We start from the raw sequence: 25,960 nt of genomic DNA on the forward strand, positions 1-25,960 counted from the left end.
AAACGGGGGATTCATTTTAAATTCTTAATCTTAATTCATAGCAATTTTTCGATTAAAACTAATTCTTTTACTTAGCAAATATTTGAGAATTCTCTTTTCCAATAGATTTGTCAAATTTAAGATGCTTTTTTAAGATTGTCAACTGTGTTTTTACGCAGTTTTTCTGTATTTTCGTAATATGAGTAAAGATTTTGGAGAATTTACTAGAATAAGAGTTTCAGATATCCCTTATGATCCTGAAGATTTTGTTTTTGAAGAATATAAAAACAAAGTACAAAGTTTTATTGGGCAGGCTGTATATATTTATTCTTTTGAAAAAAACAGAATGTTGTATGCTGCAGGTTGGGAAGATTTATTGGGTTACAAAAGTGAAGAAATTACCTTATTTAAAATTGTTAGTATCACCTCTAAAAGACACTTTAACTTCTCTAACGAGCTAAATGATAAAGCTTTACAATTTCTACTTAGTAAGAAAGAGGAATTAGAAAAATATAGCTTTACTATTGAAGTTGAAAAAATTCATAAAAATGGCGAAATTATTCCACTTTTTTCGAGGGTAGGTATTTTTAAATCTAAAAATGGTACCATTTTAGAAATTATAGGAATTTCAGAAAAAATACATTCTAGAAAATTAGGTAATATAATGCAGTATGCTGTTTTTGGTCCAAAATTATCTGGGTTTGAAGAAACTTTAAATCAACAATTATTTAATGAATTGGCAATTTCTAACAAAGAAATAGAAGTTTTAGAATTGGCTGCTAAAGGTTTTACATTTAAAGAAATTGCTAGCAAATTAAATGTGAGTCAATCTGCTATAGAGAAAAGAATATATCCTTTATACAAGAGATTCAATGTAAAAAGTTTGCCTCATTTAATTAGTTTTGCACACGATAATCATATTTTATAAACTAATTGTTGTAATTTTTTCTTCTTGAACTCCAATTTCTAAAAGCATCCTTTTCCAGCAATCTACATAATTTACTCTTTCTGGTTTTTCATTTCCTAAAACCCAAATTATATTCTTATTTTTTAAAATATTTCTATTCACTTTATTAATTGGTTTTAACGTATCAATAAAACTGAGTAATTTTTCGGGTGATATTAATTCGTCTTGAATTGGTTCACTAGGATTTATATCATCAATCATTAAAAAATTGGCAGTTTTCCAATTCCAAATTTCATGCTCTTCTAAAACATCATCTTCATCATTAAAAAAATAATTGAACATTTTAAATGCATTTACATACAAGCAGCTATTATTTTTAATACTTAATTCATTTAAAATACCAACCCCTAAACTTGTTTTTCCAGTGCTTAAAGCTCCATAAATCAACAGATGATTTCCAGCTCTTTTGGATGAATTTTTAAATTGTTCAACTTTCAATTTGTTATCAGCATTGATATTAAAATCCCACTGACTTAATCGAAATTGAAAAGGAAATCTCGCATAAAATTGATACATTTTTGTAACAAACCAATATCTGGTAGCAAACAATAAATAGATTGCTAAAATGGATAAAGTAATTAAAACTGTATTATTTGCTCCTTGTGTTATTAATAAACTGAACAAAAAAGCTCCGAAAGCGAAAAAACAAACATCTGTAAAGGTATCAAAAGCCAAATTATTCCATTTTGGTTTAAATGTATAGGTTGATTTTTTCGGAATAAAAACCATCTCAGATTTAGATTCGCTTTTACTTAATAAAGGCCCTAAGAAATTATACAATTCAAAAAGTAGCCAAAAAACTGATACATATATTGCTGATTTTACAGCATTAAAATTTGAAAAATAAAACACTAAATAACTGGGAATAAAACCTAGAGAGATATGCCCAAATTGATTTGCCATCCAAGCATAAGTTAAGGTAATTCCTCTATGAGCATCTTTACCAATGGCATCATCTTTTAATTGTTTTAAAATTCTTTTAAAAGAAATTGTTTTTTTCATGGTTAATTTATTCTACTCAAAGATATATTTTTTTTATCAGCTCTAATTTAACGACAAATTAAGTTTACTTTTTACTTCAAAAAAGTATCTTTACAATTCAGTAAATTTTTAAAGTAAATCAAAAAAATCAAGAAGAAATGACACAGAAAAATGTTGCAGAAATTTTAAAATCAGATTCGATTTTACAAGAAGTTCATGTAAATGGTTGGGTAAGAACTTTTAGAAGTAATCGTTTTATAGCTATAAATGATGGTTCAACAATTAACAATATACAATGTGTTATTGATTTTGAAAACACTCCAGAAGATACTTTAAAAAGAATTACAACAGGATCTGCTGTTTCTATAAAAGGAACTATTGTAGAGAGTCAAGGAAAAGGACAGTCAGTTGAAATTCAGGTTTCTGAAATAGAAATATTAGGCGATTCTAATGCAGATGAATATCCTATTCAGCCTAAAAAACATAGTTTTGAATTTTTAAGAGAAAATGCACATTTACGTGTAAGAACAAATACGTTTAGTGCAGTTATGAGAGTTCGTTCTAAACTGTCTTTTGCTGTACATAAATATTTTCAAGAAAATGGTTTTAACTACGTAAACACACCAATTATTACAGGAACTGATGCAGAAGGTGCAGGAGAAATGTTTAAAGTTACCAATTTTGAAACTAATAAAGCACCTCTTACTGAAGATGGAAAAATAGATTATTCTAAAGATTTTTTTGGTAAAGAAACTAGCTTAACTGTTTCAGGGCAATTGGAAGCTGAAACTTTTGCGATGTCTTTAGGAAAAGCGTACACATTTGGACCAACTTTTAGAGCAGAAAATTCGAATACAACCAGACATTTAGCAGAATTTTGGATGATTGAACCAGAAGTTGCTTTTATGGATTTGGATGGCAATATGGATTTGGCAGAAGATTTTATAAAATCGGTTTTAAAAGATGTTTTAGAAACATGTAAAGACGATTTAGCCTTTTTAGATCAGCGTTTAACGCAAGAAGAAAAAAGCAAACCACAGGCTGAAAGAAGTGAAATGAGCTTGTTAAACAAGTTAAAGTTTGTGGTTGATAATAATTTTAAACGTGTTTCTTACACAGAAGCTTTTGATATTTTAAGAAACTCAAAACCTAATAAAAAGAAAAAATTTCAATATCCTATAAATGAATGGGGAGCAGATTTACAATCTGAACACGAACGTTATTTAGTGGAAAAACATTTTAAATGTCCTGTTATTTTGTTTGATTATCCAGCAAATATAAAAGCATTTTATATGCGTTTAAATGATGATGGAAAAACAGTAAGAGCAATGGATGTACTTTTTCCAGGAATTGGAGAAATGGTTGGAGGTTCTCAAAGAGAAGAGCGTTTTGATGTTTTAGTTGATAAAATGAAAGCGCTAGATATTGATGAAAAAGAATTATGGTGGTACTTAGATTTGCGTAAATACGGAACTGCTGTGCATTCTGGTTTTGGTCTTGGTTTTGAAAGATTAGTACAGTTTACAACAGGAATGAGTAATATTAGAGACGTAATTCCTTTTCCAAGAACACCACAAAATGCTGAATTTTAAAAAGACAGTTTTAATTTTCCAAAAAGGAAAAATTGTTTTTGGAAAAAATAGTCCATTTAATTTTGTATTTTTATAAAAACACTTTTAAAATGAATACTCTAAATAACTTAAAAAATAATTTAATTAGTAGAATTGTTGCGACTGAAAATGAAAAACTACTAAATGTTATTATTTCTATTTTTGAAGTATCGAAATCTGAAGAAAAAACAACTTTTTCTTCAGAACAATTAGAAATGTTAAAAATGAGTGAAGAGGATATAAAATATGGACGTTTATATTCTGAAGAAGAAGTAGATAAATTAGATGCTGAATGGATGAACTAACTATTGTTTGGACTCTAACAGCTTTAAAACAGAGGAATCAAGTTTTTAAGTATTGGAATTTAAGAAACAATAGTAATGCTTATTCTAAAAGATTAAATTTAAAAATTAAAGAAAAAACTACGTTATTAAAAGATTTTCCAGAAATGGGAAACCCAACAGAAAAACTAAATTTAAGAAAGATTAATCTTGAACATTTTTCAATCTTTTATAAAGTTTTTAATTATAAAATTATCATTGTTGCTTTTTGGGATAATAGACAAGATCCAAAAACACTTTTAAAGTTTTTAAAACAAAACTAAAAAATGCTAAAACAAAGTCTAAATTTTAAACTTTTACAAAAATTATCTCCACAACAAATACAGTTGATGAAGTTAATTCAATTGCCTACACAAGCCTTTGAAGAACGTTTAAAGCAAGAAATTGAAGAAAACCCAGCTTTAGATACAGGTAAAGATGATGCAGATTCAATAGATGATGATTTGTCTAACGAATATGATGAGGCAGATGATGGAAACGAAAAAATTGAAGCTGATGACATCAACATTGATGAATATTTAAGTGACGATGAAATTCCGAATTATAAAACTCAAGCCAACAACTACTCTGCAGACGATGAAGAAAAAAACGTGCCTTATGCTGCTGGAACCAGTTTTCATCAATCTTTAAAAAATCAATTAAACACTTATAATTTTACTGAAGAAGAACGTGCAATTGCAGAGTTTTTAGTGGGTAGTATTGACGATAGTGGTTATATAAGAAGAGAAATTATAGATTTGGTAGATGATTTGGCATTTACAGCAAATGTTTTTACAACTGAAGAAAAAGTAATTTCTGTTTTAAAAAGAGCAGTGCATACATTAGATCCTATTGGAGTTGGAGCTAGAGATTTAAGAGAATGTTTAATTATTCAATTAAAAGCTAAAGAAGGTAATAAGATTAGAAGTTTAGCAATAGCCATTTTAGAAGATGCTTTTGATCATTTTGTAAAAAAACATTACAAAAAGCTTCAAGAAAAATTCAATATATCTGAAGATGAGCTAAAAGAAGTAAATTCAGAAATTTCTAGATTAAATCCTAAACCTGGAAGTTCTTATGCAGGTAATAACAAAATTGCTGAACAAATTGTTCCAGATTTTTCGATTAAAATTATAGATGGTGAACTAGATTTAACGCTAAACTCTAGAAATGCGCCTGAATTACATGTTTCTAGGGAGTACAATAATATGTTAAAAGGCTACCAAGAAGCAACCACAAAGAGTAAATCTCAAAAAGATGCAGTATTCTTTATCAAACAAAAACTAGATGCTGCAAAATGGTTTATTGATGCAATAAAACAGCGTCAGCAAACTCTTTTGGTTACCATGAATACAATTATGCACTATCAATACGATTATTTTTTAACAGGTGATGAACGCAGGTTAAGACCCATGATTTTAAAAGATATTGCAGATAAAATAAATATGGACGTTTCTACAGTTTCTAGAGTTGCTAATAGCAAATATGTTTCAACACCTTATGGAACTAAATTAATTAAAGAATTCTTTTCTGAATCTATGAAAAACGATCAAGGAGAAGATGTATCAACCAAAGAAATTAAAAAGATACTAGAAACTGTTATTACTGAAGAAAATAAAAAGAAACCTTTAACAGATGAAAAATTATCTATCATATTAAAAGAAAAAGGATACCCAATTGCAAGAAGAACAATTGCTAAATATCGTGAACAGTTAGATTTACCTGTAGCACGTTTACGAAAAGAAATATAGTGCAATTTTACAAATACATATCTACTGTTTTACATCCTATTGTGATTCCTACAATTGGTGTAATGTTATATTTCTTACTAATTCCTAGCAATTTAGTCAGCAATCAAAAACTAATGGTTTTAAGTTTAGTTTTTATTGTTACCTACTTAATTCCTTTGTTAATCTTAGTCCTTTTTAAGAAATTAAAGTTTATTAAAAATTACAAGGTAGAAAGTATAAAAGAAAGAAAATTACCTATTGCACTAATGGTTTTTCTTTTTTATTTATTAGGAACTACAATTAGCAATGTTGCAAATTTAAGAGGTTTAAGCTTACTTTTTTACGCAACATCCTTAGCTTTATTTATTGTTTACATTTTGTTTTTCTTCAAAATTAAAGCAAGTGTTCATTTATTGTCTTTAGGAATCTTTATAGGCTTTTTCATGATTTTAAGTAATATACACGCAAAGTCTTTTATTATAGTAATTATCATCCTCTTTTTAATTGCTGGTCTTCTAGCAAGTGCAAGATTAGCACTTAAAGCACATACTACAAAAGAAATCTATATCGGTTTTTTTATAGGTTTACTAACAACCTCAATTGTATATTTTCTTCTATAAAATATAAAAAATAAAACCAAATTTTAAAATACTGGTATTTATATCCTCACTATTTATAGTAGCATTTTCAAAAACTGGAGTTAAGCTATAAAATAAGTTGATATTAAACACATCATAACCAATTGAAAGCGTTAAACCATATTGAAAATTATTGAATGCACTTACGTTATTATAGCTAAAATTAGTACCATTTTCTTCAAATCGAAATGTATTAGATAAATTATATAAAAATTTCACACCTCCATATATTCGCCAAAAATCGTATTTTTTTGCTGTTGATGTTCTCCATCTCAATTCAATTGGTAATTCTAAATTATGTGATGTAAAAATATTTGAGGCTAAATCAGCACCAGTATCAAAGCTAGTTCCTGTATTTAGTTCCTCAACTTTAAGTTCATGATTAAAGAAATCGAATCCATAACCAACACCAGCTGCAAAAGAAATATTTCCTCTTTTATTTAAGATAATATCTTTCATAAAACCAGCAGACACTGCATAAGAAAAATTACTTCTACTTATAGTTGTAGGTTGATTATTAAACTGCGCATAGGAAACCGAAAAATAAATTTGATCATCTGCATAGCTATCTCCTAATTGTAATGAATCTTTCTGAGCAGAAAGTTTGGTTATAGAAATTATAAAAAGACCAATGTAAATTATATTTTTCATTATATGATAATTGAAATTAAATATACATTATTTGTAAATTAAATCTTTATTTTTTTAAATAAAAAAAAGGATAACTCTTTCGAATTATCCTTTTATATAAAATAGTTTGTTTTTAATTTTTCGCATCAGGTGTAGAAGAATAGTTAATTTTAAGAGCATTTACATCTCTTAATTTTAATCTGATATCTATAATTGTACCTACATTAGATCGTCTGTCTGCTTTAATAGAAGTAGTCATAAAAGGAACTAATTTCTCAGCTATTTTATCTCTTTTACCTAAAATAAAAGCTGGAACTTGATCTGCAGTAGATATTTTATCATTCAATTGAATTTTATTATAACCTGCTCCATCTCTATTAGTATCTGTAGACTTCCCAACATAAATTGTACTTACCAAGCTTTTGTCTTCTAATTTTTTAATTTCAGTTGCACTAGGTAATACAGGATTTTCTATTCTTAAATCTGTCTCTCTCATAGTAGTTGTTACCATGAAGAAGAATAATAGCATAAAAACGATATCTGGAAGTGATGCAGTGTTTACTGCAGGCATTCCCTTTTTCTTCTTTCTAAATTTAGACATACTTTAAATTTTATAATTAATTATGATGTTGGCTCCATATCAGAAATAATTTGAGGATATGCTTTCTTAATATCTTCAACTCTTCTCTGTAAGGTTTCAACCTGATCTTTCAAATCAGCATTATTTTTGGCATTATCATAAGCTTCTTCAAGCTCATCAAATGACATATTATATCTTTGTCTCGATAATCTATTTCTTAACTCAGAATAAGCTCTTAACAACTCATTTTGTACTCTAATATAAGTTCCATATTCGGTTCCTCTATCACTTTGTACAGAAATAATAGCTTTGTTAGGATGATCTGATGAGGTATCAAGCCCTTCACCTTGACAATAATCACATCTTTGCCCAGGAGTTCCATCTTCACCTGGTGCACCAATACCTCCTCCATTATCAATAAAGTTAAGAGCAGCATCTTTAAGATCTTTTATATTCATAGCTTCATTCTCTACAAGTAGATCATTGTTTCTATTGATACTTACCTCAAAAATATTTTTCTGTTTAACGATAGGAGGAACATAATCTGGTGGCGGTTTTTCTGATAACTTTTTAGAGACCCCTGAATCTACATTCATGGTAGTTGTTACTAAAAAGAAAATTAATAACAGAAAAGCAATGTCTGCCATAGAACCTGCGTTAATTTCTGGATTTTCTCTTCTTGCCATATTTTTATGATTTAACTAATCCTTTTAATAAATCTACGATAAAGAATATACCTGCTATACCTCCTAAAATAAGACTATACCAAATACCTGCTCCGACCCAACGATTTATTGAAGAACCTTCTTCTCCACCTCTTTCTATACCTCCAGCAGTGTTATAAACTACATTGCTATCAGACAAGAAATAAGCGATTACAAGAAGTATAGCTAATACTGCTATACCTCCAAAAGTCTTTTTTAAATTTTCTGGATTTCTAATCATACTCCAAAAAGATAGAGCAATTGTTACAATAACTGCAATTATAAATAACCAAAAAGAAAAGGAAATTAATGGACTCACTACAGTATTCTGTAAATTATCTACATTATCAACAATCTCTTGAGAATCTTCCATAAAAATTCTTATGAAAAGAATCCCGCCAATAAGAGCTATTGCAGCAATTAAAATATTTAAAATTTTATTACTTTTCATATTGAATATTATTTTTTATACTTAACTAATAAATCTATCAATGAGATAGAAGCATCTTCCATACTATTTACAATACTATCGATTTTTGCAACGATATAATTATAAAAAATTTGAAGAATAATTGCAACGATTAAACCGAATACAGTTGTTAATAAGGCTACTTTAATACCACCTGCAACTACTGCTGGAGAAATATCGTTTGCAACAGCAATATCATTAAATGCTCCAATCATACCAATTACAGTACCCATGAAACCAAGCATTGGTGCTAATGCAATAAATAAAGAAATCCAAGAAACATTTTTCTCTAATTGTCCCATTTGAACTCCTCCATAAGAAACAACAGCTTTTTCTGCTTCTTCAACACCTTCATCAACTCTATCTAAACCTTGATAAAAAATTGAAGCAACTGGCCCTTTTGTATTTCTACAAACTTCTTTTGCAGCTTCTACTCCTCCTGAACTTAAAGCGTCATCTACATTAGCTAATAATTTTTTTGTATTTGTTGTTGCCATGTTTAAATAAATAATTCTTTCAATGGCAATAGCTAATCCTAAGATTAAAGCTACTAATACAATCCCCATAAATTCTGGGCCACCATCAATAAAGTTTTGCTTTAAAATTTGGTGAAACGTTTGTGATTCTTCTGCTGCTCCTTCTTGAGCGAAAGTGGATTGTATAGCTCCAAAAAACATAAATCCTGTTACAGATAAGACATTTACTACTTTTTTCATCTTTGTTATAAATTAATTTTAATAGTTAACGGGTTAAAGATATAAATTTTCGTCTCAAAAAAAGAAAAAATAGTAATTTTTGTGATTTTTTATAAAAACCCTTTCTTTTATTTTTAAGAGAGTGCCAAGTAACAAAAAATGTTATGCATAAAAAAATATTTTTGTGCTAATTCTTTCTTTTTATCACTTTTTTTATAAAATTTTAGTGTTTGATTGCTTTCTATCTAAAGTTACGAACTAAAAACGTCTGAAATTTCGCCTCTTAAAGATTTTTCAAAATAATAGGTAAACTCTTTTAAAGATAAATTTTCATTTAATAAATACATTAATTTTGCAACAGCAGATTCTGTGGTAATATCGTTTCCACTAATTACACCTATTTCTTTTAAGCCTACACTTGTTTCATAATGGCCTTGAGATACAGCACCTCCTTTACATTGTGTAACATTTACAATTCTAATATTGTTTAAAATTGCTGACTTTAACAACTCTAAAAACCATGTTGTATTAGGTGCATTACCAGCACCATAAGTCTCTAAAACAATACCTTTTAAGTTTTTAATATTCAAAATACTTTCTACGACTTCTTTAGTAATTCCTGGAAATAATTTTAAAATAGCAATATCATTCACTAACTTTTTTCTAATTACAAGTGGCTTTTCATCATTTTTTTGATGATACATATAATGTTTATTAAAATTAAGATGTACGCCACTTTCTGCTAATGGTGGATAATTCATAGACGTAAAAGCCTCAAATTGTTCTGCATTTATTTTTGTAGTTCTGTTTGCTCTGTATAATTTATATTCAAAGTATAAGCAAACTTCAGAAACAATAGGTTTATCCTTTTTTCTTGAACAAGCAATTTCGATGGATGTAATTAAATTCTCTTTTGCATCTGTTCTTAAATCTCCAATTGGCAGCTGAGAACCTGTAAAAATGATTGGCTTCTGTAAGTTTTCAAACATAAAACTAATTGCAGAGGCTGTATAAGACATCGTATCTGATCCTGTTAAAACCACAAATCCATCAAATTTCTCGTAATTAGTTTCTATAGTTTCTGCAATTTCTACATAAAAAGAGGTATTCATGTTTGATGAATCTATTGGCTCATTAAAAGAAATGGTTTTGATTGTACAATTTAATTGTTCTAATTCAGGAATGTTTTTGGTTATTTGATTAAAGTCGAAAGCTTTTAAAGCATTTGTCTTATAATCTTTAATCATTCCTATGGTACCTCCTGTATACACAATTAAAATGTTAGGTTTTCTTGACATTATGGCATTTATTCTTAAAAAATTATTAAATATTTACTATTAATATATGCCAATAACCACTTTTTAATAACAAAAAATAAATTGGAATACTTTATGTTGTAAATTTATCAAACAAATATGATATACAATTTTTAAAAGATAATAAATTATGATAGGATTCTATATATTAATAGGTGCAATTTCATTAATAAGTTGGTTAGTGAGTAATCAATTAAAGAAAAAATTCAAGAAATATTCTCAAGTTCAATTAAGAAATGGCATGAGTGGAGCTGAAATTGCCACAAAAATGTTAGCAGATAATGGTATTTTTGATGTAAAAGTAATTTCGACTCCTGGTAGATTAACAGATCATTACAATCCAAAGGATAAAACTGTAAATTTAAGTGAAGCTGTTTACAACCAAAGAAATGCTGCAGCTGCAGCTGTTGCTGCTCACGAAGTTGGGCATGCTGTACAACATGCAACTGCATATAGTTACTTAACAATGCGTTCTAAATTAGTACCTGTTGTGAGTATTACTTCAAAATTTTCTCAATGGTTAGTTTTTGGGGGAATTATTTTAGGTGTAGCTTCAGATGCTACTGGTGAATATGGAATTGGATTTTACATTGCTGTTGCTGGTTTAGCATTTATGGCAATGGCTACTATTTTTAGCTTTATAACTTTACCTGTAGAATATGATGCAAGTAACAGAGCCCTAGCTTGGTTAAAGAATAAAAACATGGTTTCTCAAGAAGAACTTGCTGGTTCTACAGATGCTTTAAAATGGGCTGCAAGAACATATTTAGTAGCTGCTTTAGGTTCTCTAGCAATGCTTTTATATTGGGGGTTACAAATTTTAGGAGGAAGAGATTAGGCATCGCAGATCCTTTTATTATTTCACTTTTGTGTTATAAATTATACATAAAAAATTTAAACCTGAGTTTAATATAATTAAAGTTTAAATTAATATTCTTACTAAAATGCTTCGAAAAAATCGAAGCATTTTTTTTATGCAGGAAACTTTTTATTGATTTTAAGCGTCTTCAATTTTATAGAAAATAAATTCTAATTCAACCGAAATTTAACCTATTTCGTCAAATTTTGATTTTTCTTCTGTAACAAAATAGGCACTTTTGAAGTGTTATAAAAGAAAAGCAATTCTTTTTAGATTCCTGTTTTAACAGGAATGACACTTTAATAGAAACCTCAACATAAAAAAGTTGAGGAGTAATTTTTAAAAATCAACCAAATGAAACTTTTTACAACCAGTATTTTTATTTTATTCTTAGGAGTTTTAACAACTTTTTCTCAACATTCAATTTCAGGCAAAATTGTTGATGACCAAAATATCTCACTTCCATTTGCAAATATTGTTTTGTATAAAATTGGCGAAGAAGCAAATCCGAAAGGAACTGTTTCTAATGATAAAGGCGAATTTACTTTTGATAAAATAGCATCAGGAAACTACAAAATGCAATTTTCGATGTTGGGTTTTAAAACTCAAAATATTGATGAATTCACTTTAAATGAAAACAAAATATTTAACATCTCTTTAAAAGAAGAAAGCCAAACGTTAAATGAAGTTGTTATAAAAAGCAAAAGACCAATTATAAGACAAACTGCAGAAAAACTAATTGTAGATTTAGAAAATTCAGAAATGATAAACACAAACCTACAAGATGTGATGCGTAAAGTTCCTGGAGTTTTAGTAACTAATAACGGAATTTCAATTGCTGGAAATAGTGGCGTAAGAATTCTTATCAACGGAAAAACAACAGAATATATGGATGTTGATACTCTTTTAAGAGATTTTCCTGCAGATAATATTGCTAAAATTGAAGTTGTAGAACAACCTGGAGCAGAATATGAAGCTTCTGGTTCTGGAGCAATTATCAACATCATTTTAAAGAAAAACGTAAAATTAGGCACACATGGTAGTGCAAATACTTGGGTTGGTGAAGACCAAGGTTTTGAATGGGGTTCTGGGTTTTCAATTGCTAGTTATAAAAACAAATTAAATTGGCAAACAAGTATTGGATATTCTCAGCCTACCTTTAGAGAAGATTTATTTTTAGTAAGAACAGTTGGTAATGAAACTTATGACCAAGTTACCAAAGAACCTTATGACCCTGATAATTTTAGAATTAGTGGAAGCATGGATTATTATTTAAATGATAAAAACTCAATTGGAATTGGTGCAAGTTTAAATACAAGAAACTCCACAAGAATTGCTTCTAGTGAAACCATTATTTCTGATGAAAATTCGGTAAATACTATATTCTCCGAAAACAGTTTTAATAGAGAACGTAAAAATTATAGCATCAATCCTTATTATGAATACAAATCTGAAACGGATCGTTTATTAGTCGATTTTAATTATATAGATTTTGTAAATGACAACACCAATACTTTATATGATGTTGCAGGAAGCACAATTCCTTTTACAGATAGAAAATACATTCAAAATGGTAATTATAATATAAAAACCTACAGTTTAGATTATACAAGAACGTTTTCAGACAATTTAAAAGTTAGTGCAGGATCTCGATTTGCAGATGTAGCTACAGACAACGATTTAGAGTCTTTAATTGATGAAAATGGCAATTTTAATTTAGTTGAAGAGGAAAGTAGTCAGTTTTTAATTGATGAAACCATTTTTGCTTTATATTCCAAAGTAAATGCAAAATTTGGAGATTGGTCTTTTTCTGGAGGTTTACGTTACGAAGATAGTAATACAGATGGCACATCCATTTTTATGAAAGACGGCTCTTTAACTACAGAAATTTTAAAAAGACCAATTCAAAAATTGTTTCCAAGTGCATCTATCAGCAGAAAAATGACCGATGTTTTGGGGGCAAGTTTATCTTATAGTTATAGAATTCGAAGACCTTCTTATAGTAGTTTAAATGCATTTCAAACATTTTTAGATCCTTATTCTGCTGGTGAAGGAAACCCAAATTTAACACCTTCTTACACCAATAATTATCAATTTAATTTAACGTATGAAGGGCAACCATTTTTTACTGTTGGTTATAGTAAAACAGACGATACTATTTTTCAATTGATAAAACAAGACAATGAAACTGCGCAAATTAGGCAACAAGTAGTAAACGTAGAAAATAATGCTAATTGGAATTTTAGATTATTTGCACCTGTAAATTTTACTGATGGTCTAGAAGGTTACACAGGAATTATCGTTACAAATAACGATTATCAATCATCAACATTTAACATCGATTTAAATAAATGGAACTTAATTTGGTTCTTACAAGCAAGTTACGAGTTACCTTGGGATATAAATTTAGAGTTGAGTGGAAATTATGGAACAGGTGCTTTAGAAGATCAAATTGAAGTAGATTGGTTTGCAGAACTAGATTTTTCTTTCGGTAAAAATTTCTTAGATAACACTTTAAAAGCAAATCTTGGCTTTAATAAAATGCTAAATAGAGGTTTTGTGGGTACAATAGATTATGGAAATGGAACTGCATCTGTTCATAGTAATGGCTCTAGACAAAACATTCAATTGCGTTTTACCTATAGTTTTGGAGATAAATTTGGAAAGAAAAAATCTGGAAGAAACACCAATAGAGATGAAGAAAACAGAATTAATGATGATAATTAATATCTTTGTAAAATGACTACCAAATTAAATAAATCTGACTAGATAATTCTTGCCATTGTTTTCGGAACCGCTATTATTTTAGGATGTTTCGATTATTATAAAAAAACCTTTTTTAGAAGATTTGTTCTAAAAAAGGTCTTTTTTATTCCGAAAACATACCTGTTATTTTTTAAAAGCTAGAGCTTCACTTCTTCCCTTTTTAAATATTTTATTACTATTCCCTTTTCCTTTTCTTAACTCTTTTTGCTCTTCAAAAGATAATTGAATTATTTCCTGACAATCTGTAGAACAGGTGTTTTCCATTTTTTCTGAACACTCATCACACTGTATAAATAATAAATGACAAGCTTCATTAGCACAATTTGTATGTGTGTCACAAGGCTTTCCACATTGATGACAGTTGGAAACTACATCATCTGTAATTTTTTCTGCTCTTCTATGATCAAAAACAAAATTTTTACCAATAAATTTATTCTCAATTCCTTCGTCTTTTACTTGACGAGTATATTCAATAATACCACCTTCTAATTGAAAAACGTTTTTAAAACCTTTGTGTTTGTAGTAAGCTGATGCTTTTTCACAACGAATACCACCTGTACAATACATCAATAAATTTTTATCTTCTTTGTTGTCTTTTAAATCTTCTTCAATAATATCTAAAGAATCTCTAAACGTATCTACATCTGGAGTTACAGCACCATCAAAATGACCAATTTCACTTTCGTAATGATTTCTCATATCCACACAAATGGTGTCAGGATTTGCTAACATTTCATTAAATTCTTTAGCATTTAAATGAATCCCTTTGTTGGTTACATCAAAAGTTTCGTCATTTAAACCATCTGCAACAATTTTGTCTCTAACTTTTACTTTTAGCTTTAAAAACGATTTGTTGTCTTGCTCAATGGCTACATTTAAACGAATATCCTTTAAGAAAGAAATGGTATCTAATTGTTCTTTTAACGCATAAAAATTTTCTGATGGTACAGAAAGTTGTGCATTAATCCCTTCATTAGAAACGTAAATTCTTCCAAGAACATCTAAAGCGTTCCATTCTAGGAACAATTTATCTCTAAATAATTGTGGGTTTTGTATTTTGTAATATTGATAAAAGGAAATGGTCAATCTGTCTTTACCAGCTTTATCAATTAATTCTGCGCGCTCAATTGCGCTTAACTTATTGTACAGTTGCATGCTATACTAATTTTAAGCTGAAGTTAATTCAGTTTTTGTTAAATAAAATATTTTTGCAAATATAGTCAAATAAATAAAATTGTTTATCCAAGTCATAAGTCTACCTTTCAACAAACTAACCTAAACTATTATTATGAAGTATTTATTATTTGCAATCGCATTATTTTTATGCGCAAACATTACAGCTCAAGAGCTACCAAAAAAATCTAAAATTTTTGTAAGAGTTTACAATAATCAAGGTGAAAAAATTGCCAAAGGAAAAATACTCGACATTACTGATGATTCTATAATCCTAAAAAAAGGAAGCAGTTCTATCACAATTTCTTTAAATGAAATTGAGACTCTAAAAACAAAAAGATCTAATGGTCATAATGTTTTATTCGGTGCAGCTGGTGGTTCTTTATTAGGTCTTGCAATAGTTGCTTCCGAAAGTGGAAATTCTAATGCCGGTTTTGGTGGTACAGCAAAAGGTCTTGCATATGCTGGAGCAATTGTAGTTGTATTTATTGGAAGTGGAGTTGGCTATCTTACTACACTTTTTAAGAACTCTCAAGAATACACTATTGGTAGTGATGTTGTTAAATGGAAAGGATTTATGGAAGACATGTATCAGCCACAAAATTAAATATTTTCTATTCTTATATGAAAATAAAACAATAAGTTTAAATTTAAACATCAGATTTTTTTTTGATTTAAATTTAAACTTACCTTGTTTTATAGCCTTTTATGTAATTCAATTGATTCATTTTTTTAGCATCTTTGCAGTCAATTTTTAGATATAAAAAATAAACTTATGAAAGTAGCTGTTGTTGGTGCAACTGGAATGGTTGGCACAGTAATGTTAAAAGTTTTAGAAGAGCGTAATTTACCAATTACGGAATTGATTCCTGTAGCATCAGAAAGATCGGCTGGAAAAAAATTATCTTATAAAGGAAAAGAATACACGATTGTAACTTTAGAAGATGCTGTAAAAATGAAGCCAGAAATTGCTTTATTTTCTGCTGGTGGAGATACTTCTTTAGAATGGGCGCCTAAATTTGCAGCAGTTGGCACAACTGTTATCGATAATTCTTCTGCTTGGAGAATGGATGTTGATAAAAAATTGGTTGTCCCAGAAATTAATGGTGATGTTTTAACAAAAGATGATAAAATTATTGCCAACCCAAATTGTTCTACGATTCAATTAGTAATGGCTTTAGCGCCTTTACATTTAAAATATAAAATGAAACGTTTGGTAATTTCTACCTATCAATCTGTTTCTGGAACTGGCGTAAAAGCTGTGCAACAATTAGATAATGAAGAGGCTGGTATTGATGGAGAAATGGCTTATCCTCATAAAATTGGTAGAAATGCTTTACCTCATTGTGATGTTTTTTTAGAAAACGGCTATACAAAAGAAGAAATGAAATTGGTAAAAGAACCAAAGAAAATTTTACGTGACGATTCTTTTTCAGTTACTGCAACTGCTGTTAGAATTCCTACTGCTGGTGGCCATTCTGAAGCTGTAAACGTACAATTTGAAAATGATTTTGATTTAGCAGAAGTAAGAAAAATACTAAATGAAACGCCTGGAGTTATAGTGCAAGATGATTTGGCCAACAACATTTATCCAATGCCAATAAATGCGCATAATAAAGATGAGGTTTTTGTTGGACGAATTAGAAGAGACGAATCTCAAGAAAAAACCTTAAATTTGTGGATTGTTGCTGACAATTTACGCAAAGGTGCTGCAACAAATACAGTTCAAATTGCTGAATATTTAATTGCAAATAGTTTAGTTTAATACATTTATGGCAGATTTTCACAAAGTACATATTAAAGAAATTACACAAGAAACCGCAAATGCGGTTTCTGTTTTGTTTGACATTCCTGAAAATTTAAAAGAAGATTTTAATTTTACAGCAGGTCAATACATAACATTACAAACAATAATTAATGGAGAAGAAATTAGAAGAGCTTATTCTATTTGTTCTACTCCAAAAAGTGGCGATATTAGAGTGGCTATTAAAGCTGTGGAAAACGGAACATTCTCTACCTATGCAACTTCCGTTTTAAAAGCTGGTGATGAAATTGAAATTACAGCTCCTGGAGGACGCTTTTTATTAAATGCAGAACCTAACAATAACTACATAGGTTTTGCTGCTGGTTCTGGAATAACACCAATTTTATCGATGATAAAAACAGTTTTAGAAACTGAACCAACAACTAATTTTAGTTTGGTTTATGGAAATAAAACTGCTGCAGATACTATTTTTTATGAAGAATTAAATGCGCTAAAAGAATCTTTTCCTAATCGATTTAAGTTGCATTATATATTTAGCAGAGAGGAAGTTAAAAACCAATTAAGAGGTAGAATCGATAAAAGTGTTACGAATTACTTTGTAAAAAACATGTACAAAGAAACTACTTTTGATGCTGCTTTTTTATGTGGCCCAGAAGAAATGATACACGAAGTTTCTACCACTTTAAAAAGCAATAATATTGCTAAAGAAAATATTCATTTTGAGCTTTTTACAGTTTCTGTTGATGAAGAAGCTTTAGCAGAAGTAAAAGAAGGAACTACTCAAATAACAGTAATGCTAGATGATGAGGAAACAACCTTTACAATGCAACAAACAGATGATATTTTGGCTGCAACTTTACGCAACCAATTAGACCCTCCTTATTCTTGTCAAGGAGGTGTTTGTAGTTCTTGTTTGGCAAAAGTTACTGAAGGAAAAGCAGTAATGGTTAAAAACTCTATTTTAACCGATAGCGAAGTTGAAGAAGGTTTAATCCTAACTTGCCAAGCACACCCAACAACTGCAAAAATTTCTATTGATTTTGATGATGTTTAAAATAAATACCTGTTTATTTGTGTAGCTTTTAATTGTAAAAAGTAAAACGATAAATAAGTATCAAAAAAATAATTTAAAAAGGATGTTTTCTACATCCTTTTTTTACCCTTCAAATAAAAAACAGTATTTTTAAGCAATGGATATTTACGATTTCAAAAATGCTTTATTAATTGGTTTTTTCATGGCTTTTATGATTGGACCAGTTTTTTTTATGCTCATACAAACCAGTATTTTAAAAGGTGCAAAAGCTGCTATTATTTTTGATTTAGGAGTAATTTTTGGAGATATTTCCTTTATTTTAATTGCCTATTATGGAAGCAGATCTTTACTAGAAAAAATTAAAGACGACCCAAGATTATTTTTTATTGGTGGTTTAGTTTTAATTATTTACGGTTTAATTAGCTATTTTGATAGAGCTAATAAAAAGAAAGATATTGAGTCTGCCAAAGCTATTGAAGTTCCTATCGTAAAAAACAATTATCTAAAATTATTTTTTAAAGGTTACTTTTTAAACTTTATCAATATTGGGGTTTTAGCTTTTTGGTTAGGTACAGTTTTAGTAATTGGCCCTACTTTAAATATGGATCAAAATGCCATTTTTTGGTATTTTGCAACCATTATTCTTGGCTATTTTATAACGGATTTAGGTAAAATATTTTTAGCAAAACAGCTTAAAAATAAAATGACACCTGCTGTTATTTATCGCGTAAAAAAAATAATGGGAATTATTTTAATTGTCTGTGGAATCTATTTAATGTTGATGGGGTTTATCCCAAAGGAAAAAATAAACGAATTTATAACTTAATAAACAGTGTTAACTAACAGTTACTTTTGATTTTCCGATTGTTAAGAGCTCTTTCCATTGTGTTGTAAATCTTGGACTTCTGTGTTCGTTAATTAATGCCCATTCTTTCTCTCTGTTTCCAACAGAAGCTAGTTTTACTTTATTTTTGCCAAATTTGCTATTTAAGGCATCAATGGCTTTTGTAAGTTTTTTACTTTCGCTTTTTTGCTCTTGATAAAATAAGTTGGTTTGGATCTCTGAATCTGGAATTAAACCAAATAAATTAACACCTACTTTTTTATAGCGATAGCCTTGCTTAAATATTTTTTTCAATCCTTTAATAGCTTCTTGCGTTAATTTAATAGTGCTATTGGTAGGAATTTCTAAAGTGATGATAATTTTCTTATAATATTGATGATCTGTATTGCTAAAACTATTGGTTTGTAAAAAAACTTCTAAATAGGTTGCTGCCGAATTTTGTTGACGCAACAAATCTGCAACTTCAGCAACATAATAACTGGTTGCTTCTTCAATTAAACTGTATTCTGTTAATTTATAACCGAAAGATTTTGCAGTTCCAATTCCTTTTTTAGTGGCAATTTCAACTTCCATTGTATGACAAGGAAAATTATTAAGTTCTCTCCACAAACGCTCTCCAACCACAGTCATTTCTTTACGAACCCAAGCTAAATTAGTTTCAGCAAAATCTAGCGCTGTTTTTGCACCAGTTTTTTCTACTCGAATTGTATGTTTACGCCCAATTCCCCAAATATCTTTTACTTTATTTGCCTGTAATAAAAACCTTCTTTTTTCTTCGGAATCAATTACATAAACACCATTATTTGCTGGAATTTTCTTGGCATATTTATTCGCCATTTTTGAGAGCGACTTTGTTTTAGCAACTCCTACTCCAACAGGAATTCCTGTATTTTTATGTACAGTTTCTTTTATTTTATGTGCAATTTCTTCTAGTTCATCAACATCAAAATGAGATAAATCTACAAAGCTTTCATCTATGCTATACTCTTCTACAATTGGCGAAAATTCTCGTAAAGTATCCATAACTCTTTGAGATAAATCTGCATATAATGTATAGTTGGATGAGAAACAGGTAACGTTATTCGCTTTTAAAATTTCTTTAATTTTAAAAACAGGTTGAAACATAGGAATATGTGCCAACGCTTTTGCTTCTTTATTGGCAGCAATTACACAACCATCATTATTACTTAAAACCACCACAGGTTTTCCTTGTAAATCAGGTCTAAAAACCTGTTCACAGGAAGCATAAAAGCTGTTACAATCTACTAAAGCAATCATAAAACAGATTTTATAACATAGGTAATAACTCCCCAAAGTTGCATTTCTTCTTTCGAATTTGCATCAATTCTTTCAATTTGAAAAGCATCTTCTTTTACAATAACTGCAAGCTGATTATTTTTTGGTGTAAGCGATTTATCTACAATTAGAACATCGTTTTCTAAAATCTCGAAATCAATAAAGCTATTATCGATAACTCTTACGTAAAAAGTTGCTGATGGATTTGTAATTAATTCAGCATTTAAATCGATTCTGGGTTCTGTGTAATGTGTTGCAGGACTTGAGAAACCCGTCTGTTTTGGACGCGCAACTCTATAGCTTTTCTTAGACTTTTCTACTAAATTTACCTTACCTGATTTCACACTTTAAAATTACAAGAAAAAGCATTTGGTAAATGTTAATTTTAGAAGAACTAATTAACAATTTTCAATATTTTGGAAATCAATATTTTACAAAAAAACAAGAAATTAAACCCTTAAAAAAACAACGGAATTACAAATTGATAATACAAAATAAGCAAAACAACAGCAATGATATTTAGAAAAACACCTGCTTTTACCATTTCATTTACTTTTACATAACCACTTGCAAAAACAATGGCATTTGGAGGCGTTGCCATTGGCAACATAAACGCACAACTACTTGCCATGGTTACTGGAATTAACAAATTTAAAATCGGGATATTTAACCCAATTGCAATCCCTGCAACAACTGGCGCCAAAACAGCAACCAAAGCAACATTGCTCATCAACTCTGTCATAAACAACATCAAAATAATTAATAGAGAAACAGTGAATAGAATATTAAAATTTCCAGTTGCAATTGTGTCTGTAATTAAAGCTACAATTCCACTTGAATCCATTCCTTTTGCAAGTGCTAAACCTCCACCAAAAAGTAGTAAGATTCCCCAAGCTAATTTTTGAGTATCATTCCATTCTAAAATAAAATTCCCTTTTTTAAAATTCATAGGAATTGCAAATAAAGAAACAGCACCAATTAAACTGATAATAGTATCTGACAATTTTAATTCTGGAAAAATAGAATTGATAATGGTTCTTGTAATCCATAAAAAAACAGTAATTCCAAAAATAGTTAAGACTCTTTTTTCTTCTTTTGATATTTTACCTAGCTTTTTAATTTCTTCTGATATTAAGTTTGCAGAGGATGTAAACACGATTTCTTTACAAGGAAACATCCATTTTACGAGTACAAGATAAACTGCAACAATCATTAAGATTGAAAAAGGCAATCCAAAACTCATCCAAGTTAAAAAAGAGATTTGTATGTTATATTGATTTTCCAAAAGTCCGATTAAAACCGAATTTGGTGGTGTTCCAATAACAGTGGCAATGCCACCTGCATTTGCTCCAAAAGCGATTCCCAACATTATACTTAACGCAAAATTTTTATCGCCTTTTGTAAAACCATCTTCATCTTTTATAAGCAATCTAATTACAGAAATTGCAATAGGCAACATTACTACTGTGCTTGCTGTATTGCTAATCCACATGCTCATAAAAGCAGTTGCCAGCATAAAACCTAACACTACCTTTTCTGGAGTTGTGCCTGTAAATTTTACAATATTTAAAGCAATTCTTTTATGCAGATTTACTTTCTCTAAAGCCAAAGCCAGCACAAAACCACCAAAGAATAAAAATATTATTGGACTTCCATAATTTGCACCAACATCTGCAATATCCATTACTTTTAACAATGGAAATAAAATTAATGGCAACAAAGCTGTTACTGCAATGTTTACGGTTTCTGTTATCCACCAAATAACCATCCAAATAGCCACTGCAATTACTGCATCTGCTTTTTCGGAAACTAATGTGATTGGCGAAAATTGGATAAGGAAAAAAAATATTGGACCAAGAAGTAAGCCTAATTTTTTGGTTGGTTGCATTGTTGGTTGATTAATTGGTTTGCAAAATACTAAAAAGTAACCTTTATAAAACATCTCGATACAAATTTGATGAAAAATCAAATTCAATCGATGTGACAACTCTTTTTAAAATGCAGAAACTCGCGTTAAGGATTGAACGACTTGTTTGAGCTCTTTTTGTTTTTTCAACAAAAAAGCGAGTAGTGAAAGCCTGTTAAAACGCCCAAATAAAAAAACTCCCTCAAATTAATGAGAGAGTTTTCGAATTTTATGAGATTTCTAAATCGCCTAAAAAGGGTCATTTCGAAATGACAATTTTGTTTTAATTAATAACGATAATGTTCTGGCTTATAAGGACCTGCTTGAGTTACACCAATATAATCTGCTTGCTCTTTGCTTAATTCTGTTAACTCTACACCTATTTTTGCCAAATGTAAAAATGCTACTTTTTCATCTAAATGTTTTGGCAACATGTACACTTCGTTTTTGTATGCTTTTGCATTGTTCCAAAGTTCCATTTGCGCCAAAGTTTGGTTTGTAAATGAATTACTCATTACAAAACTTGGGTGACCAGTTGCACATCCTAAATTTACCAAACGTCCTTCTGCTAATAAAATAATATCTTTTCCATTGATGTTATATTTATCAACTTGAGGTTTGATTTCAACTTTTTCGCTGTTCTTATTTAAATAAGGAACATCAATTTCATTATCAAAATGACCAATGTTTGCAACAATAACTTTGTCTTTCATTGCTTCAAAATGCTCACCTCTAACAATTCCTTTATTTCCTGTAGTTGTAATAATAATATCAGAATTTGCAACAACAGTTTCTAATTTCTTAACTTCAAAACCATCCATTGCTGCTTGTAAAGCACAAATAGGATCGATTTCTGTAACAGTTACAATTGAACCTGCACCTTTAAAAGAAGCTGCTGTTCCTTTACCTACATCTCCATAACCACAAACAGTTACACGCTTTCCTGCTAACATAATATCTGTTGCTCTACGAATTGCATCTACTGCAGATTCTTTACAACCATATTTGTTATCGAATTTCGATTTTGTAACAGAATCATTAATGTTGATAGCTGGCATTGGTAACGTTCCGTTTTTTACACGTTCATATAATCTATGAACTCCAGTTGTAGTCTCTTCTGATAAACCATTAATTCCTGCAGCCAATTCTGGATAGCGATCTAAAACCATGTTGGTTAAATCTCCACCATCATCTAAAATCATATTTAATGGTTTTTTGTCTTCACCAAAAAATAAAGTTTGCTCTATACACCAATCAAATTCTTCTTCGTTCATTCCTTTCCAAGCATACACTGGTGTTCCTGTTGCAGCAATTGCAGCAGCAGCTTGATCTTGTGTAGAAAAAATATTACAAGAACTCCAAGTAACATCTGCACCTAAAGCTTGTAAAGTTTCAATTAAAACTGCAGTTTGAATTGTCATGTGTAGACATCCTGCAATTCTTGCTCCTTTTAAAGGTTGAGAATCTCCATATTCTTCTCTCAAACTCATTAATCCTGGCATTTCTGCTTCTGCCAATTCAATTTCTTTTCTTCCCCAATCTGCTAGAGAAATATCTTTTACTTTGTAAGGTACGTAAGCTGTTTTTGTGCTCATTTTATGTATATTTATATTCTAAAATTTCGAAGTGCAAAGTTACGATATAGAATTTTAAAATTATGGCTCTTTACAAAACATTAACTATCAGCTCAAAAACCAAAGTTTTTATTTGGAAAATTGAGGAAACCATTGAAGAATTACAGCAAGGAGTTACCTTAACTGAAAATAATTCAGCACGTTTAAATTCGATGAAATCTGATTTACATCAAAAAGGTTTTTTGAGCATAAGACATTTACTAAAAGAAATTGACTTAACAGATGCTGATTTAATTTATGATGAATTTGGGAAACCTCATTTAAATAATAATCGATTTATTTCGATCACACATTCTTTTAATTTTACTGCCATTATTTATTCTACTGAAACCGAAGTTGGTATTGATATTGAAAAACAGCGTGATAAAATTTTAAAAATTGCACATAAATTCACACCAATTGAAGAATACAAAACCATAGCAAATCACGATGCATTAATTAGTAAATTAACGATTGTTTGGGGTGCAAAAGAAAGTTTGTATAAAATTTACGGAAAGAAAAAATTACTTTTTCTACACCATATTTATGTAGCAGATTTTAAATTTGAAGAGGCAAAAACTACTGGAGAAATTCGTTTTGATGGAGAAACGACTTCTTATGCTGTTGAGTTTTTAGAGTTTGAAGGGTTTACTTGTGTATTTGCCTACTAAAGTTTAAGGTTTAAAATTTTAGATTCAAAGTTGGAGTTTTAATGAAAGATTTTTTTAATTATTAATTTCATACACTTTTGCTAGGTTTTCTATGTTGTTATGTGATTAAAAAACAAATTAACTTCTTACTTTTGAAGCTCCAACATCAACAAAAAAAATGACAGAAATTTTCGATTTCTTTTTTGGACAATATAAAACCTACGAAACCATAGATATTGTTCTAGAAATTATAGCAGTTATTTTTGGTTTTTTATCAGTTTGGTATTCTAAGCAAAATAAAATTTGGGTTTTCCCAACAGGAATGATTAGCACATTAATCTTTGTGTATTTACTTTTTAAATGGGAACTTTTAGGAGATATGATGATAAATGCCTACTATTTTATAATGAGCATTTACGGTTGGTATATCTGGACTTATAAAAGTGATGGAGAACATGAAACGCCGATTTCTACAACCACAACAAAAGAAAAAAAGTTAAGTGTTTTTATTTTTATAGCAACACTTATTTTTGTGTACGCTGTGTATTCTTATTTTGAAAAATGGACAAGTTGGACAGCTTATGTAGACACAATTACTACAGCAATTTTCTTTGTAGGAATGTGGTTAATGGCAAAACGAAAAATAGAAAATTGGATTTATTGGATTATTGGAGACATTATTTCTGCTCCATTATATTTTTATAAAGGGTTTACTTTTACTAGTTTTCAATATTTAATATTTACATTTATAGCAATATTTGGTTATTTAGCATGGAAAAAAAGCTTAAACAGAAACCTATCAATCTTGTAAAGGTTGTTTTATTTGGCCCTGAATCTTCAGGAAAAACAACTCTTTCTCGTCAATTAGCACGTTATTATCACACAGTTTGGGCACCAGAATTTGCACGTGAATATTTGCAAAATAAATGGAATAATGAGCGTAAAACTTGTGAAGCAGAAGATTTAATTCCGATTGCAATTGGGCAAATGAAATTGGAAAATAAATTGGCTAAAAGAGCTGATAAAATTTTAATTTGCGATACAGATTTACTAGAAACTAAAGTATATTCAGAAGAGTTTTATGGTGGTTTTGTTGATGAAAAATTAGACAAAGCTGCAAATGAAAATCAATATGATTTATATTTACTAACGTATATAGATACACCTTGGGAAGAAGATGATTTACGTGATAGACCAGAACAACGTTTAGAAATGTTTAATGCTTTTGAAACTGCTTTAAAAAAACATAATAGACCTTATATTTTATTAAAAGGAGATAGAGAAACGCGTTTAAAAAACGCAACTGAAGCGATTGATAAACTTATAGCTAACAAAGAAAATTTACATTCGTTTTCTGACTCTTTGCAAGATTTAGACATGCATTTTTTGCATCAAAATAACGATTTTGGGACTTCTTTAGATTATTAAATAAAACA

General features: G+C 29.4%; 27 protein-coding genes. 15 read left to right on the top strand and 12 right to left on the bottom strand.

The features are described 5' to 3' along the window. Nucleotides 1-178: 178 nt before the first annotated feature. Nucleotides 179-907, top strand: coding sequence for a LuxR C-terminal-related transcriptional regulator (locus LPB03_RS08065; RefSeq protein ID WP_065317824.1), 729 nt, complete (start codon nucleotides 179-181; stop codon nucleotides 905-907). Here the strand turns inward: LPB03_RS08065 and LPB03_RS08070 are convergent. After that, nucleotides 902-1,948 (bottom strand): P-loop NTPase family protein, encoded by a 1,047-nt coding sequence (locus tag LPB03_RS08070; RefSeq protein WP_065317825.1) that lies wholly within the window; start codon nucleotides 1,946-1,948, stop codon nucleotides 902-904. The genes LPB03_RS08065 and LPB03_RS08070 overlap by 6 nt on opposite strands. A gap of 137 nt (nucleotides 1,949-2,085) precedes the next feature. Here LPB03_RS08070 and asnS point away from each other — a divergent pair, with 137 nt between their 5' ends. From asnS to LPB03_RS08095, 5 genes are all read left to right on the top strand, one after another. Next, nucleotides 2,086-3,519: an asparagine--tRNA ligase gene (asnS, locus tag LPB03_RS08075; RefSeq protein ID WP_065317826.1), complete on the top strand. Its 1,434-nt coding sequence runs from the start codon at nucleotides 2,086-2,088 to the stop codon at nucleotides 3,517-3,519. An 89-nt stretch (nucleotides 3,520-3,608) separates the two neighbouring features. Next, complete coding sequence (locus LPB03_RS08080) at nucleotides 3,609-3,842, top strand: hypothetical protein (RefSeq protein ID WP_139058913.1); 234 nt, start codon at nucleotides 3,609-3,611, stop codon at nucleotides 3,840-3,842. Beyond that, entirely contained in the window at nucleotides 3,830-4,141 is a 312-nt protein-coding gene (locus tag LPB03_RS08085; RefSeq protein ID WP_065317828.1) for a type II toxin-antitoxin system RelE/ParE family toxin, read from the top strand. Before LPB03_RS08080 ends, LPB03_RS08085 begins: the two co-directional genes overlap by 13 nt. 3 nt (nucleotides 4,142-4,144) lie before the next feature. After that, nucleotides 4,145-5,608, top strand: a complete 1,464-nt coding sequence (gene rpoN, locus LPB03_RS08090; protein WP_065317829.1) for an RNA polymerase factor sigma-54 — start codon at nucleotides 4,145-4,147, stop codon at nucleotides 5,606-5,608. After that, complete coding sequence (locus LPB03_RS08095) at nucleotides 5,608-6,207, top strand: hypothetical protein (protein WP_065317830.1); 600 nt, start codon at nucleotides 5,608-5,610, stop codon at nucleotides 6,205-6,207. Before rpoN ends, LPB03_RS08095 begins: the two co-directional genes overlap by 1 nt. Here the strand turns inward: LPB03_RS08095 and LPB03_RS08100 are convergent. The 6 genes from LPB03_RS08100 to LPB03_RS08125 form a co-directional block, all read right to left on the bottom strand. Next, on the bottom strand, nucleotides 6,202-6,876 hold the full coding sequence (locus tag LPB03_RS08100) for a porin family protein (protein WP_065317831.1): 675 nt from the start codon (nucleotides 6,874-6,876) through the stop codon (nucleotides 6,202-6,204). The two genes, LPB03_RS08095 and LPB03_RS08100, sit on opposite strands and share 6 nt — an antisense overlap. A 112-nt stretch (nucleotides 6,877-6,988) precedes the next feature. Beyond that, nucleotides 6,989-7,456: an ExbD/TolR family protein gene (locus LPB03_RS08105; RefSeq protein ID WP_065317832.1), complete on the bottom strand. Its 468-nt coding sequence runs from the start codon at nucleotides 7,454-7,456 to the stop codon at nucleotides 6,989-6,991. A 20-nt stretch (nucleotides 7,457-7,476) separates the two neighbouring features. Further along, nucleotides 7,477-8,121: an ExbD/TolR family protein gene (locus LPB03_RS08110; RefSeq protein WP_065317833.1), complete on the bottom strand. Its 645-nt coding sequence runs from the start codon at nucleotides 8,119-8,121 to the stop codon at nucleotides 7,477-7,479. 4 nt (nucleotides 8,122-8,125) lie between these two features. Then, nucleotides 8,126-8,590: a hypothetical protein gene (locus tag LPB03_RS08115; RefSeq protein WP_083186935.1), complete on the bottom strand. Its 465-nt coding sequence runs from the start codon at nucleotides 8,588-8,590 to the stop codon at nucleotides 8,126-8,128. A gap of 8 nt (nucleotides 8,591-8,598) precedes the next feature. After that, nucleotides 8,599-9,324 (bottom strand): MotA/TolQ/ExbB proton channel family protein, encoded by a 726-nt coding sequence (locus LPB03_RS08120; RefSeq protein ID WP_026776654.1) that lies wholly within the window; start codon nucleotides 9,322-9,324, stop codon nucleotides 8,599-8,601. A gap of 230 nt (nucleotides 9,325-9,554) precedes the next feature. Continuing rightward, nucleotides 9,555-10,601, bottom strand: a complete 1,047-nt coding sequence (locus LPB03_RS08125) for an asparaginase (RefSeq protein ID WP_065317835.1) — start codon at nucleotides 10,599-10,601, stop codon at nucleotides 9,555-9,557. Between the two features lie 148 nt (nucleotides 10,602-10,749). On the opposite strand from LPB03_RS08125, the gene LPB03_RS08130 reads away from it, so the two are divergent. Next, nucleotides 10,750-11,457: a zinc metallopeptidase gene (locus LPB03_RS08130; RefSeq protein ID WP_065317836.1), complete on the top strand. Its 708-nt coding sequence runs from the start codon at nucleotides 10,750-10,752 to the stop codon at nucleotides 11,455-11,457. 375 nt (nucleotides 11,458-11,832) lie between these two features. Continuing rightward, complete coding sequence (locus LPB03_RS08135) at nucleotides 11,833-14,205, top strand: TonB-dependent receptor (protein ID WP_065317837.1); 2,373 nt, start codon at nucleotides 11,833-11,835, stop codon at nucleotides 14,203-14,205. Nucleotides 14,206-14,367: 162 nt separating this feature from the next. Here LPB03_RS08135 and trhO read toward each other — a convergent pair whose 3' ends face one another. Further along, nucleotides 14,368-15,399, bottom strand: coding sequence for an oxygen-dependent tRNA uridine(34) hydroxylase TrhO (trhO, locus tag LPB03_RS08140; RefSeq protein ID WP_065317838.1), 1,032 nt, complete (start codon nucleotides 15,397-15,399; stop codon nucleotides 14,368-14,370). Between the two features lie 133 nt (nucleotides 15,400-15,532). On the opposite strand from trhO, the gene LPB03_RS08145 reads away from it, so the two are divergent. The 4 genes from LPB03_RS08145 (at nucleotide 15,533) to LPB03_RS08160 (ending at nucleotide 19,041) form a co-directional block, all read left to right on the top strand. Then, nucleotides 15,533-16,024 carry an LSm family protein gene (locus LPB03_RS08145; protein ID WP_065317839.1) on the top strand — a complete coding sequence of 164 codons (492 nt, stop codon included), beginning with the start codon at nucleotides 15,533-15,535 and terminating at the stop codon, nucleotides 16,022-16,024. A 168-nt stretch (nucleotides 16,025-16,192) separates the two neighbouring features. Next, nucleotides 16,193-17,182, top strand: a complete 990-nt coding sequence (locus tag LPB03_RS08150) for an aspartate-semialdehyde dehydrogenase (RefSeq protein WP_065317840.1) — start codon at nucleotides 16,193-16,195, stop codon at nucleotides 17,180-17,182. A 7-nt stretch (nucleotides 17,183-17,189) separates the two neighbouring features. Then, nucleotides 17,190-18,236 (top strand): ferredoxin--NADP reductase, encoded by a 1,047-nt coding sequence (locus LPB03_RS08155; protein WP_065317841.1) that lies wholly within the window; start codon nucleotides 17,190-17,192, stop codon nucleotides 18,234-18,236. Between the two features lie 136 nt (nucleotides 18,237-18,372). Beyond that, a complete protein-coding gene (locus LPB03_RS08160) occupies nucleotides 18,373-19,041 on the top strand; it encodes a LysE family translocator (RefSeq protein ID WP_065317842.1) in 669 nt (222 codons plus the stop codon). A 9-nt stretch (nucleotides 19,042-19,050) separates the two neighbouring features. Here the strand turns inward: LPB03_RS08160 and LPB03_RS08165 are convergent, their stop codons facing one another. From LPB03_RS08165 to ahcY, 4 genes are all read right to left on the bottom strand, one after another. After that, a complete protein-coding gene (locus LPB03_RS08165) occupies nucleotides 19,051-20,337 on the bottom strand; it encodes a Y-family DNA polymerase (RefSeq protein ID WP_065317843.1) in 1,287 nt (428 codons plus the stop codon). Next, entirely contained in the window at nucleotides 20,334-20,699 is a 366-nt protein-coding gene (locus LPB03_RS08170) for a S24 family peptidase (protein WP_065317844.1), read from the bottom strand. The genes LPB03_RS08165 and LPB03_RS08170 overlap by 4 nt, the downstream gene beginning before the upstream one ends. 113 nt (nucleotides 20,700-20,812) lie before the next feature. Then, nucleotides 20,813-22,243 carry an SLC13 family permease gene (locus tag LPB03_RS08175; protein WP_065317932.1) on the bottom strand — a complete coding sequence of 477 codons (1,431 nt, stop codon included), beginning with the start codon at nucleotides 22,241-22,243 and terminating at the stop codon, nucleotides 20,813-20,815. A gap of 305 nt (nucleotides 22,244-22,548) precedes the next feature. Then, the gene (ahcY, locus tag LPB03_RS08180; RefSeq protein WP_065317845.1) at nucleotides 22,549-23,856 is read right to left on the bottom strand and encodes an adenosylhomocysteinase; all 1,308 of its coding nucleotides are present in this window, start codon (nucleotides 23,854-23,856) and stop codon (nucleotides 22,549-22,551) included. A gap of 62 nt (nucleotides 23,857-23,918) precedes the next feature. Between ahcY and LPB03_RS08185 the strand changes: the two genes are divergently transcribed. The 3 genes from LPB03_RS08185 (at nucleotide 23,919) to LPB03_RS08195 (ending at nucleotide 25,952) form a co-directional block, all read left to right on the top strand. Next, nucleotides 23,919-24,545, top strand: a complete 627-nt coding sequence (locus LPB03_RS08185; protein WP_065317846.1) for a 4'-phosphopantetheinyl transferase family protein — start codon at nucleotides 23,919-23,921, stop codon at nucleotides 24,543-24,545. 157 nt (nucleotides 24,546-24,702) lie between these two features. Further along, the gene (pnuC, locus tag LPB03_RS08190; protein ID WP_065317847.1) at nucleotides 24,703-25,335 is read left to right on the top strand and encodes a nicotinamide riboside transporter PnuC; all 633 of its coding nucleotides are present in this window, start codon (nucleotides 24,703-24,705) and stop codon (nucleotides 25,333-25,335) included. After that, complete coding sequence (locus tag LPB03_RS08195) at nucleotides 25,296-25,952, top strand: AAA family ATPase (protein ID WP_065317848.1); 657 nt, start codon at nucleotides 25,296-25,298, stop codon at nucleotides 25,950-25,952. Before pnuC ends, LPB03_RS08195 begins: the two co-directional genes overlap by 40 nt. The last annotated feature ends 8 nt before the right edge of the window (nucleotides 25,953-25,960 follow it).

It is taken from the genome of Polaribacter vadi (assembly GCF_001761365.1).
Taxonomy (GTDB): domain Bacteria; phylum Bacteroidota; class Bacteroidia; order Flavobacteriales; family Flavobacteriaceae; genus Polaribacter; species Polaribacter vadi.

Coding starts and splice junctions, on each gene's coding strand:
- LPB03_RS08065 (WP_065317824.1), top strand. CDS start 179: ATGAGTAAAGATTTTGGAGAATTTACTAGAATAAGAGTTTCAGATATC.
- LPB03_RS08070 (WP_065317825.1), bottom strand. CDS start 1,948: ATGAAAAAAACAATTTCTTTTAAAAGAATTTTAAAACAATTAAAAGAT.
- asnS (WP_065317826.1), top strand. CDS start 2,086: ATGACACAGAAAAATGTTGCAGAAATTTTAAAATCAGATTCGATTTTA.
- LPB03_RS08080 (WP_139058913.1), top strand. CDS start 3,609: ATGAATACTCTAAATAACTTAAAAAATAATTTAATTAGTAGAATTGTT.
- LPB03_RS08085 (WP_065317828.1), top strand. CDS start 3,830: ATGGATGAACTAACTATTGTTTGGACTCTAACAGCTTTAAAACAGAGG.
- rpoN (WP_065317829.1), top strand. CDS start 4,145: ATGCTAAAACAAAGTCTAAATTTTAAACTTTTACAAAAATTATCTCCA.
- LPB03_RS08100 (WP_065317831.1), bottom strand. CDS start 6,876: ATGAAAAATATAATTTACATTGGTCTTTTTATAATTTCTATAACCAAA.
- LPB03_RS08105 (WP_065317832.1), bottom strand. CDS start 7,456: ATGTCTAAATTTAGAAAGAAGAAAAAGGGAATGCCTGCAGTAAACACT.
- LPB03_RS08110 (WP_065317833.1), bottom strand. CDS start 8,121: ATGGCAAGAAGAGAAAATCCAGAAATTAACGCAGGTTCTATGGCAGAC.
- LPB03_RS08115 (WP_083186935.1), bottom strand. CDS start 8,590: ATGAAAAGTAATAAAATTTTAAATATTTTAATTGCTGCAATAGCTCTT.
- LPB03_RS08120 (WP_026776654.1), bottom strand. CDS start 9,324: ATGAAAAAAGTAGTAAATGTCTTATCTGTAACAGGATTTATGTTTTTT.
- LPB03_RS08125 (WP_065317835.1), bottom strand. CDS start 10,601: ATGTCAAGAAAACCTAACATTTTAATTGTGTATACAGGAGGTACCATA.
- LPB03_RS08130 (WP_065317836.1), top strand. CDS start 10,750: ATGATAGGATTCTATATATTAATAGGTGCAATTTCATTAATAAGTTGG.
- LPB03_RS08135 (WP_065317837.1), top strand. CDS start 11,833: ATGAAACTTTTTACAACCAGTATTTTTATTTTATTCTTAGGAGTTTTA.
- trhO (WP_065317838.1), bottom strand. CDS start 15,399: ATGCAACTGTACAATAAGTTAAGCGCAATTGAGCGCGCAGAATTAATT.
- LPB03_RS08145 (WP_065317839.1), top strand. CDS start 15,533: ATGAAGTATTTATTATTTGCAATCGCATTATTTTTATGCGCAAACATT.
- LPB03_RS08150 (WP_065317840.1), top strand. CDS start 16,193: ATGAAAGTAGCTGTTGTTGGTGCAACTGGAATGGTTGGCACAGTAATG.
- LPB03_RS08155 (WP_065317841.1), top strand. CDS start 17,190: ATGGCAGATTTTCACAAAGTACATATTAAAGAAATTACACAAGAAACC.
- LPB03_RS08160 (WP_065317842.1), top strand. CDS start 18,373: ATGGATATTTACGATTTCAAAAATGCTTTATTAATTGGTTTTTTCATG.
- LPB03_RS08165 (WP_065317843.1), bottom strand. CDS start 20,337: ATGATTGCTTTAGTAGATTGTAACAGCTTTTATGCTTCCTGTGAACAG.
- LPB03_RS08175 (WP_065317932.1), bottom strand. CDS start 22,243: ATGCAACCAACCAAAAAATTAGGCTTACTTCTTGGTCCAATATTTTTT.
- ahcY (WP_065317845.1), bottom strand. CDS start 23,856: ATGAGCACAAAAACAGCTTACGTACCTTACAAAGTAAAAGATATTTCT.
- LPB03_RS08185 (WP_065317846.1), top strand. CDS start 23,919: ATGGCTCTTTACAAAACATTAACTATCAGCTCAAAAACCAAAGTTTTT.
- pnuC (WP_065317847.1), top strand. CDS start 24,703: ATGACAGAAATTTTCGATTTCTTTTTTGGACAATATAAAACCTACGAA.
- LPB03_RS08195 (WP_065317848.1), top strand. CDS start 25,296: ATGGAAAAAAAGCTTAAACAGAAACCTATCAATCTTGTAAAGGTTGTT.